A 13,873-nucleotide genomic window follows, 5' to 3' on the forward strand; every position below is an offset into this window, starting at 1 on the left:
CCCTCTGGATTGTCACATTTGGAATAATGAGCGATGATACACGTCAACATCGTCGCAAAGGGTAGCCTCTTATCGATATCGTCGTCCAAACCGTAGACCATCTAGGCATCGTCGCGGGTATTGTCGATGAGCTGGGTGTGGTTGAGACCATCAATGAGTGTCTTGGCCAAGATCCGCATGAGCAGATCAGCGCCGGGATAGCAGTAAAAGCGATGATCTTGAATGGGTTGGGGTTTGTATCTGCCCCGTTGTATTTGTTCGAGCAGTTTTTCGAAAGCAAAGCCACCGAGCATCTGCTAGGCTCCGATGTCTTGCCTCAGTATCTGAATGATGATCGCTTAGGGCGTGTGTTAGATCGTCTCTATCAAACGGGCATCACATCTGTGTTTTTGGCCATTTGCCTGGAAGCCGTCAAGCGCTTTGACGTTAGCTGTGAGCGAGCCCACTTAGATGCCACGTCGATGAGTGTGTCTGGGGACTATGTACAATCGACTGATACGGGTTCCCTAGCCGCAACGGTGCCGATTCAAGTCTGCCATGGCTATTCGCGTGACCATCGCCCTGACTTGAAACAGTTTGTGATGAATCTGGTGTGCTGGGGAGATGGCGATATCCCAGCCTTCCTCGAACTGGCCGATGGGAATCAATCGGATAAAGCTCGCTTTGCCGGACTCCTCGGCGAGTTCCAGCAACAATGGGAGTTTGAAGGGGTCCATGTTGCCGATTCGGCGCTCTACAGTGCCGATAATGTGCAGCAATTGGGAAGCTTGCGGTGGATCTCTCGGGTACCGTTAACCCTGGCCCAAGCCAATGCCCTGATTGAAGACATCGACGACAGTGCTTTTCGTCCCAGTCAGCGCGACGGGTATCGCATCGCTGAGGTGTGTTGCACCTATGGCGATGTACAGCAACGGTGGATTGTGGTTGAATCGAGCCACCGTCAAGCCTCGGACTTGAAACAATGGGAGAAGCGGTGCGCCAAATCCACCCAACGCAAACAAACTGAGTTAGACCGTCTTAGCCATCAACCGTTTGCGTGTGAAGCGGATGCCCAGAAGGCAGTAGAGCGGTTTGAGAAGACCTTAAACTACCATCTCATCACGGACTCTAACATCGTTAAACAGGCTCACTATGGCCACCCCGGACGACCGGCCAAAACCGCCCCACCGACCTCCGTGAGCTATCACGTTCAGGCCACCTTGACACTCGACCCTGAGGCCGACGCCCTGCAACGGCGCAGAGCAGGACGATTTATCCTGGCCACCAATGTCTTGGCATCACCTGAGATCCCTCTGGAGGAGGCAGACACTGACTCAATCCACCTTTCAACCGATGAGATTCTCTCCGAATATAAGGCGCAACAGGGCACCGAGCGAGGGTTTCGGTTTCTAAAAGACCCATTATTTTTCACCTCCAGTGTCTTTCTTAAATCCCCTGAGCGCATCATGGCGTTGGGGATGATTATGGGCCTGTGTTTACTGGTCTATAATCTAGGCCAGCGACAACTTCGAAATGCTTTGAAAGTTGCCCATGAAACCCTGCCTAACCAACTTGGTAAACTGACTGAAACGCCGACGCTACGATGGGTCTTTCAATGTTTCATGGCCATTCATATGGTCAGTATTAATGGCCAACAGCAGATCGTAAATCTGACCGAAAATCACCGAAACATTCTGCGTTTCCTTGGCTCTGCTTCACAAGCCTACTACTTACTCTGTTGAGAAAACGCATTATTGTCAATGTGCCACTTAAGAGGGCGGAATGTCGGCTCTAATGTCACTGTTTGCGTTTGGCTGCGGAATTCACCACTGCGGCGAGCCAGGGTTGCTTCCAGTTGATCAATCTCAGCCTGGAGAGCCGCGATCATGCGTCTGTCATGTATTCCCCCTGTAAACCAGCGTCGGAAAAGCACATCCGATAGTTGGGAGCGCTTGGCCGTCAGCTGGTTGAGTAAGGATTGGTCTTCGGGGTTCAGGTTCTGGCGCAACGTTTGCAAACCATGGGTAACCGTATCGAGGATCAGACCTTTACGCCGCAGGATTGTAGTCAGCGCCAGACGAGCTGCCGCAGGATTCTCAGGCGCACCTTGGAGATGTAGTGAGACTGTTCCATTGAGGGTGCCAACCAGAGTTTCCAGATATGCGAGTTGTTGCGCTTCAGACCTGGCAGCCAGGATAATGGCGATATTTTTTTCATCAATGCTGATGGCCCGAGTCTCAACATCCATAGCCCGGTCTGCTTCTCCTTGAACCTGATAGAGCCTTGCCAAACTATGGAGGTTCATCGCCACATCTGGATGCTCGGTCCCAAGTGCCTGCTCTCGGATTTCTAAAGCCCGCTGCAGGTGAGACTCAGTTTTACGATAGTCTCCTAAAGCACTGTATAGCTCTGCCAAACTGTGGAGGTTAGTGGCCACCTCTGGAGACTCTGAGCCCAGCATTGTTTCTTGAATGTCCAGAGCCTTTCGTAGGAGTGGTTCGGCGTCACGGTAGTTGCCCTGGGCCTGATATAGCTCTGCCAAGCTACGGAGACTGCGGGCAATATCCGGGTGCTCGTCCCCCAGCGTTTCCTTTTGAATGTCCAGGGCCCGCTGCAGGAGTGGTTCGGCGTCACGGTAATTGCCCTGGGCCTGGTATAGCCCTGCCAGGCTACGGAGACTGCGGGCAACATCCGGGTGCTCGTCCCCCAATCTTGTTTCTTGAATGTTCAAGGCCCGCTGCACAAGTGGTTCTGCTGCATAATAATTACCCAAAGCACTATAGAGATCTGCCAGGGTTTGCAAACTAACAGCGACGTCCGGGTGCATGTTCCCCAACTCTTTTTCTTGGATTTCTAATACTTGCTGCAACAGCTGTTCGGCCTCACGGTAATTGCCCTGGGCCCTATGCAGTCCTGCCAGACTCCGCAGATCGGTCGCCACATCTGGAGATGTTGTCCCTTGTGCATTTTTCTGGATCTCTAAGGCCCGCTGATAGAGAGATTCTGCCTCGCGGTAGTTGCCCAAAGCACTATAGAGCTCTGCCAGTCTTTCGAGGCTGGTAGCGATATCCAGGTGCTCTGGTTCTAAAATAGTTTCCTTGATTGCCAGAGCACGCTCTGCCAGAGGCGTGGCAGCCAAGAAATTGCCTTGATCTTTGAGCCAGATCACCTCTTGCTCTAGCTGTTCCGCTTCTTTCCATTCCAGGTCCGTTGGGGTTGTTTTTTGCACAGTGAGCGTGTAACTGCCTGATTCGCCTGGTTGAGCAGAGGTCACAATAATTTTTTGGTCAAGATATGGGCTGAATTTGCCCTCTAAGCCTGCGAAGAAACCGCCGAAGCCCAGTATCATCCTCGCATTGTTGCCAATACCGCTATCGTTATCATCCATGACACGCAAAAAATCACCTCCTGAACAGGAAACTCCACCCCAAGGATCTGGAATGCAAATCAATGGGAATTCTGTTTCAAGAGAGAGATAGGTGTCAAACTCACTGCTACTCAAATCAACGGTAATCTGATCCCCAGATTCCGCTCCATCATAGATAAACTCGTCGTAATATTTACCGTCCCTCAAGGTCTTGTCACCATCATCCAGATTGCCGATAACAGTAAACTCAGTCAGATCGTCAGTATCTGCTGATTCGTCTTGTAGTACGGGAGCGGAATTGGTTGTCTCCTCTGATTCGTCTTGTTGTGTAGGAGTGGAGTTGGTTGTTTCTTCTTCGGCATAAGCAGTGAGCGTCTGGCCGATGACAAGTCTGGGTAACCCAGCCAAAACCCCGACAACCCCAACTATTAGTAGCTGAAGCATCCAACAATTGCCATGGGGCAGGCTACTTCCAGCTGGTCTTGATTGCTTAAGTTCAACGTTATGCATTTCAGCGTTTTGAGATGCATGCTTTTATTGACATGCGACCCACCCTCTTACTTCTCAATGTCAAGCATCATCAAAAATAAATCCTGAATGATTTCATCTCGATTTTCATGGCCATTGAAGCCAGCGATTTTCCAGCCTTCTGAATCTTCAAGCACCAGGAACTGCCAGAAGATTGGGCGGCTTTCGGTCAAGACTTTGACGTAAACTAGCTGTGTCCTGAACGGGGTTTCAGAACTTGTTAGCGAAATGGTCCCCAGCATTTCATAGGACTGCCAATCTCCAAAGGATTCGAAAATTGCGACAAATGCAGGCATTGCTGGGGAGTTCCGGATCTCGTCAGCAAGCTCGGGAATCATGGCGTCTAACCATTTCTCAAAGGCCTGTTCGACTTCACCAGATGAGAGTGCGGCGTCAAATCCTGCTTGAACTAGGCTTGAAGCAGTAGCATAGTCAGCATCTGAAAACCCTGGTGAGGCCTTCAGCGCTGCTAGTTCAGTAGTCGGAATAGTCGGTGGTGTTAGGGCTGTTGCTTGGGCAGGATAACTCCAACCAACCACAGTACCCATCAAAAGCGTAAAACTGGTTAGACAGGTCGTAATAGAGTGCAAAGGTTTCATGAATACCTCCTTGTCCTACTGCCCGATGCTCGGATTCATATAGGAAGCAAAAGATGCACCCGCTGCGATCGCTACCCTCAAGCAGACGGCACGCAGCTCAAATTCTCTACCCTCATTATCGCTCTATATCAAGCTGAAGAGATAAAACCATTACGAAGCGAAACTTCCAGTTTCCACCCCTGAGCTCTTGCTAAAGTCCTCAAAATCAACATTCTGTCATCAAGAGCTGCCCTACTGTATAGAGCGCCGAATCACCGCAAATTATGTTTTTTGTCGGAATCAACACACTATTGTTGCAGTCCCAATTCCTGGATTATTTGCGCCAGTATCTCTGGGTGCTTGGACGTGGTCAAATGCCCACCAGGCAGGCAATACTCGCATATCAACCGTATTCGTCCAAGCGTTCCCTGGCCTTCACAATCTGGTTTGGCTCAAACGGATCGCCTTCACTGCCCACGGGGTGAAACATTTCTAGCAAACCTAAAGCTCACACGTTTAATGCAATCTGTGTAGCGCCATTATGCAGCAATCAACTATAATCGCGCAGCATTTTTTTAATTTCGAGCGTGTGCATTTCTTCTTGTCCAATTTTGGTGCGGGTATATTCTTCTAAATAAATGCTGGCGTCTTGAACCACATCTAGCAGTTTTTTATACATATCTAAAGCCTTTTGTTCATGGTTGAGACTCTCTGATAAGAGGTCTCTAACTGAATGACGATTATTTTCTTCAATGGTCGAAATTTTCTGGTTAGGATGACCTTCTAACCCAGTGATGATCTCCCCAGCTTCTTGAGCATGGAGTAATGACTCATTGGCCTGAGCCTTAAAAAAATCTACAATCGGAATTCGATTAGGCCCAGTCGCCATTAATGAGCAGTGGGTGTAGCGCACCACACCAGCCAGCTCAAATTCCATAATTTGGTTGAGTAGCTCAATGGTTTGTTGAGTATCGAGATCTTTCATACAGGTATAGCAAGCATCAACGAATTCTGATTATAAGCGCGGAATCGGCGTTGGTAAATCGGGGGATGAATTAGGCTTGAACCCCCACCTCTCCAAACTTGAGATCTTTTGCAGGGCTTGAGTAGGGGAGCGTCGAAGTGGATGTCACTTAGCAGGTCAGAATTATGAAATTATTGAGAATTACTGTCATTATTGCTTTAATATTGTTATGACCCTAATCTAAAGCTGAACAGGTAGCCGTTAATCGCTGGTTAATCAGAACTTGGGGATGTCTCCAGGTTGTTTCATGTTTCTTCTAAATTCCTGTGCTGGCTGTTCTCTCAATCTACAGGTGTACCCTGGTGTAGCTTTATCCATTGATCCAAATTGAGATAGCAAGGATAGCAAAGCGTCAGAAATTTTATATCTGCTGCCAGCCGTTAAATGGCTTTTTCATAACACAATTACTTAGGAGATAAAATGATGCCTATTCCAGTATTGGACTATAATCCAACGTCTCAAAATATCAGAGTTTCAGCTCTAGATATTGGCAATGAAGAGAGCCCCAAGATTTATTCCACTAACAATTTATTGCAATCCCAAGAGATGGATGCGCTGATTTACGCAGCCTATCGACAAATATTTAATGAACAGCAGACAATTACCTATCATCGTCAGCGATTTTTGGAATCACAACTGAGAAGTAACCAGATTACAGTGTTGGAGTTTATTCGAGGACTGACCACAGCGGACAGTTTTCGTCGCTATGTTTATGACTGCAATAACAACTATCGGTTTGTTCAACTGTGTATTCAGCGTATTTTGGGTCGAGATATTTACAATCAGGCCGAAGCTCGATCCTGGTCGATTGTATTAGCAACTCAAGGTTTAACTGGGTTTATTGATGCTCTATTAGGCAGTGAGGAATATTTAGAGGCGTTTGGTGATGACATTGTGCCCTATCAACGGCGACGCATCTTACCTCAACGTGAGACTGGCGAATGGCCCTTTGCGCGTATGGCTCGTTATGGTTCTGACCATTTAGAGCAGTTAATTGAGCTAGGACATGACTATGTGTCAAAACCACGGGGACTCTACTGGTGGGAGTTTCCAAAAGCGCCTACGTCACCCTTAGCGTATGTAACAGCTAGTCTGGTGGCCTTTTCAGTACTCTACTTGATTGTGGTTGTTCCCATTGTTTCGCCGTAAAAGGTAGTACGTCACAAAAGTTAAAAAAGGAAGTGTTCTCAATAAGCTGAGGATCAATTAGAGTTTACTTGAGTCTTATTGACATTTAAAGTCAATAAGACTCACTTTTTGACTACAGGACTCATCACTATGACCACGTCTGTTGCAACTGACCGGGTGCCCTATTGGGTCAGCACATTATCGGTAGACGGTTGCTCATCACGGGAATGGCTAGCGAAGGCTCATTTCTGCCTAGGGCCAGGTGATCCAGGATGTGGGCGGTCGTGTGGCTGCACCAACTGAACAAGTGGCTATTAGCCAGTTAAAGGGCTAGGCATTTTTCCAATAAGCGAAATTAAAGGTAAATCATGACTGCAACTGCAATGAGTAGTCGGCCAGTTTCCCAGCGGGTGGGCTGGTGGGCTGGTAACGCTCGATTCGTCGATTTTTCTGGCAAACTTCTGGGAGCCCATGTGGCTCATGCTGGGCTCATCACCCTTTGGGCGGGAGCAATGACCTTATTTGAACTGTCTCGTTACAGTCCAGATGTGCCCATGTACGATCAGGGGCTGATCCTACTGCCACACCTGGCTACATATGGTTTGGGCATCGGTGAGGGCGGCATCATTGTCGATACCTATCCCTTTCTCGCCATTGGTATGTTCCACTTAGTGGCCTCAGCTGTGTTAGGCGCAGGGGGAATCTATCACTCATTTTTGGGACCAGATCAGTTAAAACAAGACGGGTCCTTTGCGGGGTTTTTTGGTTATGACTGGAAAGATGACCGCAAGATGACCACGATTATTGGGATTCACCTGGTGCTACTGGGGCTGGGTGCCTGGTTACTGGTAGCTCAAGCCATGTTTGGCGGAGGATTATATGACCCTGACTTAGGGGCTATGCGGGTGGTAGACAATCCCACCCTGGGTGCTGGGGAGATTTTTGGCTATTTGATCGGTTCCCATGGCGAAGCTGGCATGGCAGCAGTGGATAATCTGGAGGACATTGTCGGGGGCCATGTCTGGGTTGGCTTGATGTGCGTCCTGGGCGGGATCTGGCATATTGCCACCCGTCCCTTTGGCTGGGCTAAGCAAGTACTGGTCTACAGCGGCGAAGCCTATTTGTCTTACAGCTTGGGTGCGTTGGCCTACATGGGCATTTTTGCGGGTTACTTTGTCACGGTTAACGATACAGCCTATCCAGAAGTGTTCTATGGTCCCCTGGGCTTTCTAGGTAATGCCGATGTGGTTCCTGTGCGTACCTGGTTAGCCGCGTTTCACTTTGCCTTTGGGGGATTGTTGCTGGCAGGACATCTCTGGCACGCTGTGCGCGCCAGGGCTGAAGCTCAGGGCTATAACTTTGGCAAGGGTGACTTTGTGCTGAGCTACAATCCCGAGATGGGTAACATGAACACCCCCCTCAACAGTTCTGATTTGAGCTTGCTGTGGATCAATAATCTGCCCATTTATCGTCCGGGACTGTCCCCCTTTTCTCGGGGGCTAGAGGTGGGTATGGCCCATGGATATTTTCTGTTTGGTCCCTTTGCACTTTTGGGGCCTCTACGCAATACAGACTCAGCTGACTTAGCTGGATTATTATCGGCCTGTGGCTTGATAGTAATCCTCACTTTGGGGCTTTCCCTATATGGTAGAGCTGCCTTTGTGCCAAATCAGCCCGTAGCTGGCGAACTCCCTGAAAATTTGAAATCAGCCGAGGGTTGGAGTCAATTTGCCACCAGTTTTTTTGTGGGTGGTTCTGGTGGCGCATTGTTTGCCTATCTGCTGGTGAGTAATGGTGATTTGCTACTGACCATTCAGAGTTCGGTGGGCTAATGTGCCTGTCATTTAGGTATGGCGTTTAGCACCTGAGAACGTGATGTCAGCAAGCCTCCGGAGGGGGCTTGCTTCAAGTTTTGTCTGAGCTGATGCGCCGCTGGGTCTAGCAGGGGTAAATGCGTTAGCTCCTGGGGGAGAGTGTAGCAAATTGCCAACTCTGTTTAAAAAGAATAGTTCTCAATAACTTAATTCCATGTATACTCATCTAGAGGCAAGTCTAGTTGAATTTGATTATCAATTAGATGGGAATTCGTCAGGAGGCTATGACTCCGTCGCGTTATGGTCTCCACTTTCTTCAACTTGACTAAGGGAGTCGTTATGGCCAAAGTAGGTTTATTTTATGGGTCCACTACTGGGAAGACCGCTGATGCTGCTGAGCAAGTTCAAGCAGCACTGGGGGGTGACTCTGTAGTAGATCTAGTTGAAATTGAAGATGCAGATGCTCTAGCGGGTTATGAATATTTGATCATTGCCTGTCCCACCTGGAATATTGGTGAACTGCAGGATGATTGGGCAGCCGTGTTTGATGATTTAGATGATGTGGATTTTAGTGGCAAAACCGTAGCCTACCTGGGTACTGGAGACCAAGTTGGCTATGCTGACAATTTTATGGATGCCATGGGACAGCTAGAGGAGAAAATCTCTAGTCTAGGTGGTAAGACCGTTGGGTACTGGTCTGCAGATGGCTATGAGCACGAAGCGTCGCTGGCAATTCGCGATGGTAACAAGTTTTGTGGTCTGGCAATTGATGAAGACAATGAGTCTGAGAAGACCGAGAACCGCATTAAAACCTGGGCCACTCAGATTAAGCAAGAAATGTCGCTTTAAGCTACCTGGTTTTTCCTCTCTTTAGGTAGCTTTTTCTCTTCATGGTCGATGGGTTAGGGTATGTCAAATCCAGGACGCCCATGGTTAGCCAGAAAGCCATCGACCTTTTCTAATTCTTGTTAGGGATGATTGCATCAGCTCCTCCTTACCTTCCTATTATGAGACTACTATGGCCGGATTTACGACTGTTGTTGTCCTGGCATTTTCCATTGGATTAAACAGCTTTGTATAGTGCTCTCTCAACTATGGGTTCCTCTAGATCCATGCCAACTCATCTCTACTAAGTAGAGATGAGTCTTTTTTGGATTTTAGATACGTGTGAGGGCAAAATAGGTCTCAAAACGGGCAATATACTCCAATCGGTAGTTACAATACTAGTCTCGTCATAGAATCACAATCCCTAATTTAAGTAAGGCCGTGATTCATATCAGTGCTGTCAATAGGGATAGTCAACCTAGGGGGCAAGATTTTATCAGATCTAAAAATGTTGTCTGCAGAGGCGTTCTATGGAACGCCTGTAGGGCAAAAGATAGAACCTAATTGAATCCTCATTCCCTCGTAGATCAAGTATTGCAGCTATTAGTTTAAGCTTGAGAATCAATCTCAATAGTTGCTATGCTTAATGCTGTAGCTAGCGGACAATTGATCGATGTTTCTACGTAAATCTATTCCACTTTTGCTGCTATCTTTACTATTGAGTCCGCTACCGGCGATGGCGCAGTCTGCTGAAGAGCTTGCACAGCAAGGTTTAGAGGCATATCGTGCTGGGGAATATGAGGCGGCAGCCATGGCCTGGCAGCAGATGCTTGAAATTGATCCTCAAAATGCTGATGCCTATAACAATTTGGGGGCGACCCTGTATCAGCTTGGTAGGCCAGAAGAAGCGGCTGATGCCTACCGACAAGCCTTAGAAATCGATGGGGAGAGTGCAGATACGTACAATAACCTGGGTACGGTACTTGCCCTTCAAGAAGACTATGAAGAGGCGATTGCAGCCTATGAACGAGCTATCGAGTTGAATCCAGAATTACCTGAGGCCTATGTAAACTTAGGTAATCTTTTGCCAGCAGAGCAGGCCGTCGGCGTCTATGCCAAAGCTATAGAAATAAATCCTAACTATGTTCAGGCATACAATAACCTGGGCACTGTGCTTTTTGATCTAGAACGATATGAAGAAGCCGTTGTTGCCTATAGCCGAGCATTGGAACTTGCACCTGATTTTCAAGCAGCTCGCGATAACTTAGCGTTAGCGGAAGCTGCGCTTGAGAATAGCGAAGATGTATCTACAGAATCACCTGAGGAATCACCTGAAGAGGCAGCTGAAGAGGCTAATCCTGCGGAATAGCTCACCCAGGGCTGTAAACTAGCGAAAATAGTAGTGCTAACCAGGTAAAGATTCAGGTAGTCCCAAACGTGTCAGGATATTCAGTCGATAAGGGGATGCAATCAGCTAGTTCTATCAGCGCAGATAGGCGTGTTTCAATCTGAATTCTCTGGGTCTGCTGCTGTAGCCCTCTGCCCTCCCTGTCATATTATCGGCTAAAAAATTGAGAGAATTGATTTGTGAAAGCGAAGAGCAAACTGTCAGTATCTTGAGCTAATGCTGTTTATCAGCGGTAGTGAACCAATCGGCCTGATCCGGCAATGGGATGAACTCAGTTTCTTCAGGCACCTGACCAAACTGCCAATCTTGCCAGTCCTGTTTTGCTTGCTCAATTCGGTCTTGTCGGCTAGAAACAAAATTCCACCATTTATATCGTGTTCCTAGGGGTTCTCCACCGATGACCATACAGCGACCAGCAGTCCCTGAGGTGATTTCAATAGCTTGCTCAGGTGCTAACATCACCATACGATGCTGGTCTACGGGTTGTCCATCGACGGTCAGTCCCTCAGTAACAGTGTAAACAGCGCGTTCACTGTAGCCAGTGGTTAAGGTGAAGCTACCCCCGATCGGAAACTGTAGATCCAAATAAAGGATGGGTGAAAATGTTTTGACAGGAGAGATGCGATCGCAAGCTTCCCCTGCAATGAGCTTGATCGTCACACCCTCGGTTTCCCAGGTGGGAATATCGGTGGCTGGATGGTGATGAAACCAGGGGGTAGTTTCTTCTGATGCTTCTGGTAAGGCTACCCAGGTTTGGATGCCGTGGAGAGTGGATTGTGAGTTGCGATCGCACTCTGGCGATCGCTCCGAGTGCGAAATGCCCTTACCGGCAGTCATCCAATTGACTGCACCAGGATGAATCTCCTGAATTGTCCCTAAACTATCACGGTGGAGTAATGTCCCAGCAAACAGGTATGTCACCGTGGCCAGATTAATGTGAGGGTGAGGGCGCACGTCTACCCCCTTACCCGGTGGAAAAATTGCAGGTCCCAGATGATCAAAAAAGATAAAGGGGCCTACCATCGTACGCTCGTCACTGGGCAATAACCGTCGAGCACTAAACCCACCAAGGTCTTGCACATGGGGCTGAATGATCCTTTGGATGGACTTGGTCATAGGAGATTCTTCATAACATTGGGGTGGATAGTCAATTTGAACGATCAAGCTAGTCAGACTTTTGGCTTGAGAGATCGTTCTTACTATTAAATCTCTGAGCTAAAATGACTCAGCTGTATCTCATTACCGCAAGAAACAGGGACTAGTTAGCAAACAACCAGCCCTTAAACCATTGAGTCAAGCGAGGCATGATGACATAGGACAAAAGCGCGACTGTAATTGCCACATTAACAGCTATTTTGAGCAACCAGGGCAAGAAACTAAGCAACGGGGCAATCAAAGGGCTGACTCCTAACGATACAATCATGACGCCAACCCAAATTAAGATTGCCTGTTTATAGCGTTTGGGCGCTTGAGAGTTTTGCTGTTTGGGGAGCTGAAACCAGGACTCTAAACCGGACAAAACCTGAATGTTTTCTTGTTCTTGAATCAGAGGCTTCACCCGTTCGATCCAAGTATTACGAATATCTGATCCGAGCCAGGCGGTGAGGTGGTCACATGTCGCAAACTGCAGCACAATAACGTAGTCCAATGATGAGCCAGGCTGAGGTCGGAGGATGCTGACTCCTAAGTGTCCGGCAAACTCACGGGCAACGGCTGAAATACCCTTGATCCATTCTTCGTAACCGTCTTGTCGTCCTGCCTTAACTTGATGGGTAATAACAGCCGTAACATGCTGGTCAGGTGAGCTGACACATTCAGCATTACTCAAAGATGTATTCATAGTTCAGATACTTTCCTGATCAAGCTCAATATTAGGCAATAATACGACTTCTATTGTGGATTTACTCTTGCAAAAACACAATATTCTTTTATAGAAACATACTGTCTTTTTTGGGGAGACAATACAGCGCTGTTTATAACGGGGCTGGGTCTCCGGAGCTCACCAATGGCCCCATCATATACAGCCCATCATAAAATCACTGGTGTGACCAATACGTTTCCCGTTGCGTCCCAGCGAGCCATCAGCTCATGTGGAAAGTGCCAACCACAATGCTTGCGATCCCATAGATGACTTTCACCGCCTGCTGCCGATAGTTGCCTGGATCTTTACTTTTCTGCAGTCTCCCAATCATTAACAACTGTCAAAAAGGAGTCTAAAACAGGTGATTTTTGATCATCTTTCCAGGCCATGGCCAGTTGTAAGATCGGCGTTTCTTCCTGTAGCTTTCGGTATACCACACCAGGTCGACTAATCTTTTGCATTGAAGTGGCGACAAAGGCAATCCCAATACCGGCTGCTACTAGACCCACCATAGTCGGTTGGGGCGTTACTTCTTGCACCACCTTGGGTGTAAAACCAGCCTGGGTACACAGGGACAGAATCTGGCCGTAGAGATGAGGTCCTACCGTACGGGGAAAGAGAATAAAAGACTCGTAGGCCAGATCGTTGATCGAGAGAGTGGACCGAGCCGCTAGCGGGTGGTTTTCCGGCAGGGCGACTATCAGGGGCTCTTGTAAGACAGTTTGTAGTTTTACTGGGGCATCAATGGGGGGATGTAAAAAACCTACCTGGATCTCATCAGCCAAGAGGGCGGCTTCCTGCTGGGGGGTGCAGTTTTCCTGGAGGGTGAGTTCTACATTGGGATTGCGATCGCGAAATGTTCGCACAATCTCCGGTAACACGGTATAGAGAGCCGGGCCGGTATAACCAATCACCAGTTTGCCAAATTTACCCTGGGCGGCGCGGCGTACGGTTGCGATCGCGGTATCCGTCTGGGCCAGCACCTGGAGTACATCGGCAAGAAAAATACGGCCTGGCTCCGTTAGCTGCACCACCCGTTTGGTCCGGTAGAGTAGCTGCACCCCCAGTAGCGTTTCCAGCCGACGGATTTGGTCACTTAGCACCGGTTGGGTAATGCCTAAGCGCTCAGCCGCTCGCCCAAAGTGCAGCGTTTGAGCCACCGCGACAAAATATCGCAGGTGGCGTAGCTCAATAGAAGCCGTTGCCAGGTCAATCATCATTAATAGCTTCTGACTATTAATAGTCAGCTAAAAATCTATTGGACAAATTATAGCCAGGCTTTTTATGGTGGAGCTACGGCAAACATCCTGACGTATTCGGGCGTTTGTGCATCCTAGTAGCCTAATAGCCCTGGCAATATG

General features: G+C 48.3%; 12 protein-coding genes. 6 read left to right on the plus strand and 6 right to left on the minus strand.

Features of this window, described 5'->3' with window-relative positions; translation table 11 throughout:
• Positions 1–71: 71 nt before the first annotated feature.
• Entirely contained in the window at positions 72–1,721 is a 1,650-nt protein-coding gene (locus tag N836_RS54045; protein WP_031292849.1) for an IS1634 family transposase, read from the plus strand.
• Here N836_RS54045 and N836_RS0138240 read toward each other — a convergent pair.
• The 3 genes from N836_RS0138240 to N836_RS54055 all read right to left on the minus strand — a co-directional run bounded on the left by N836_RS0138240 (position 1,706) and on the right by N836_RS54055 (position 5,437).
• Positions 1,706–3,790, minus strand: a complete 2,085-nt coding sequence (locus N836_RS0138240; protein ID WP_023073185.1) for a tetratricopeptide repeat protein — start codon at positions 3,788–3,790, stop codon at positions 1,706–1,708. The two genes, N836_RS54045 and N836_RS0138240, sit on opposite strands and share 16 nt — an antisense overlap.
• A 113-nt stretch (positions 3,791–3,903) precedes the next feature.
• Entirely contained in the window at positions 3,904–4,473 is a 570-nt protein-coding gene (locus tag N836_RS54050) for a hypothetical protein (protein ID WP_023073186.1), read from the minus strand.
• 529 nt (positions 4,474–5,002) lie between these two features.
• Positions 5,003–5,437: a ferritin-like domain-containing protein gene (locus N836_RS54055; protein WP_023073187.1), complete on the minus strand. Its 435-nt coding sequence runs from the start codon at positions 5,435–5,437 to the stop codon at positions 5,003–5,005.
• 459 nt (positions 5,438–5,896) lie between these two features.
• On the opposite strand from N836_RS54055, the gene N836_RS54060 reads away from it, so the two are divergent.
• The 5 genes from N836_RS54060 (at position 5,897) to N836_RS0138245 (ending at position 10,612) form a co-directional block, all read left to right on the plus strand.
• Complete coding sequence (locus tag N836_RS54060) at positions 5,897–6,625, plus strand: phycobilisome rod-core linker polypeptide (protein WP_327058707.1); 729 nt, start codon at positions 5,897–5,899, stop codon at positions 6,623–6,625.
• Positions 6,626–6,754: 129 nt separating this feature from the next.
• Positions 6,755–6,907, plus strand: a complete 153-nt coding sequence (locus N836_RS76540; RefSeq protein ID WP_161634974.1) for a hypothetical protein — start codon at positions 6,755–6,757, stop codon at positions 6,905–6,907.
• Positions 6,908–6,972: 65 nt separating this feature from the next.
• A complete protein-coding gene (locus N836_RS54065; protein WP_023073189.1) occupies positions 6,973–8,436 on the plus strand; it encodes a chlorophyll a/b binding light-harvesting protein in 1,464 nt (487 codons plus the stop codon).
• Between the two features lie 321 nt (positions 8,437–8,757).
• Positions 8,758–9,267 (plus strand): flavodoxin FldA, encoded by a 510-nt coding sequence (fldA, locus tag N836_RS54070; protein ID WP_023073190.1) that lies wholly within the window; start codon positions 8,758–8,760, stop codon positions 9,265–9,267.
• 649 nt (positions 9,268–9,916) lie between these two features.
• On the plus strand, positions 9,917–10,612 hold the full coding sequence (locus N836_RS0138245; RefSeq protein ID WP_023073191.1) for a tetratricopeptide repeat protein: 696 nt from the start codon (positions 9,917–9,919) through the stop codon (positions 10,610–10,612).
• Between the two features lie 252 nt (positions 10,613–10,864).
• Here the strand turns inward: N836_RS0138245 and N836_RS54075 are convergent, their stop codons facing one another.
• The 3 genes from N836_RS54075 to N836_RS54085 all read right to left on the minus strand — a co-directional run bounded on the left by N836_RS54075 (position 10,865) and on the right by N836_RS54085 (position 13,732).
• Complete coding sequence (locus N836_RS54075) at positions 10,865–11,767, minus strand: pirin family protein (RefSeq protein ID WP_023073192.1); 903 nt, start codon at positions 11,765–11,767, stop codon at positions 10,865–10,867.
• Positions 11,768–11,909: 142 nt separating this feature from the next.
• The gene (locus tag N836_RS54080; RefSeq protein WP_023073193.1) at positions 11,910–12,491 is read right to left on the minus strand and encodes an antibiotic biosynthesis monooxygenase; all 582 of its coding nucleotides are present in this window, start codon (positions 12,489–12,491) and stop codon (positions 11,910–11,912) included.
• A 326-nt stretch (positions 12,492–12,817) separates the two neighbouring features.
• Positions 12,818–13,732, minus strand: coding sequence for a LysR family transcriptional regulator (locus tag N836_RS54085; protein WP_023073194.1), 915 nt, complete (start codon positions 13,730–13,732; stop codon positions 12,818–12,820).
• Between the last annotated feature and the right edge of the window lie 141 nt (positions 13,733–13,873).

It is taken from the genome of Leptolyngbya sp. Heron Island J, assembly GCF_000482245.1.
GTDB lineage: Bacteria > Cyanobacteriota > Cyanobacteriia > Phormidesmidales > Phormidesmidaceae > Leptothoe.

Coding starts and splice junctions, on each gene's coding strand:
- N836_RS0138240 (WP_023073185.1), bottom strand. CDS start 3,790: ATGCTTCAGCTACTAATAGTTGGGGTTGTCGGGGTTTTGGCTGGGTTA.
- N836_RS54050 (WP_023073186.1), bottom strand. CDS start 4,473: ATGAAACCTTTGCACTCTATTACGACCTGTCTAACCAGTTTTACGCTT.
- N836_RS54055 (WP_023073187.1), bottom strand. CDS start 5,437: ATGAAAGATCTCGATACTCAACAAACCATTGAGCTACTCAACCAAATT.
- N836_RS54060 (WP_327058707.1), top strand. CDS start 5,897: ATGATGCCTATTCCAGTATTGGACTATAATCCAACGTCTCAAAATATC.
- N836_RS76540 (WP_161634974.1), top strand. CDS start 6,755: ATGACCACGTCTGTTGCAACTGACCGGGTGCCCTATTGGGTCAGCACA.
- N836_RS54065 (WP_023073189.1), top strand. CDS start 6,973: ATGACTGCAACTGCAATGAGTAGTCGGCCAGTTTCCCAGCGGGTGGGC.
- fldA (WP_023073190.1), top strand. CDS start 8,758: ATGGCCAAAGTAGGTTTATTTTATGGGTCCACTACTGGGAAGACCGCT.
- N836_RS0138245 (WP_023073191.1), top strand. CDS start 9,917: ATGTTTCTACGTAAATCTATTCCACTTTTGCTGCTATCTTTACTATTG.
- N836_RS54075 (WP_023073192.1), bottom strand. CDS start 11,767: ATGACCAAGTCCATCCAAAGGATCATTCAGCCCCATGTGCAAGACCTT.
- N836_RS54080 (WP_023073193.1), bottom strand. CDS start 12,491: ATGAATACATCTTTGAGTAATGCTGAATGTGTCAGCTCACCTGACCAG.
- N836_RS54085 (WP_023073194.1), bottom strand. CDS start 13,732: ATGATGATTGACCTGGCAACGGCTTCTATTGAGCTACGCCACCTGCGA.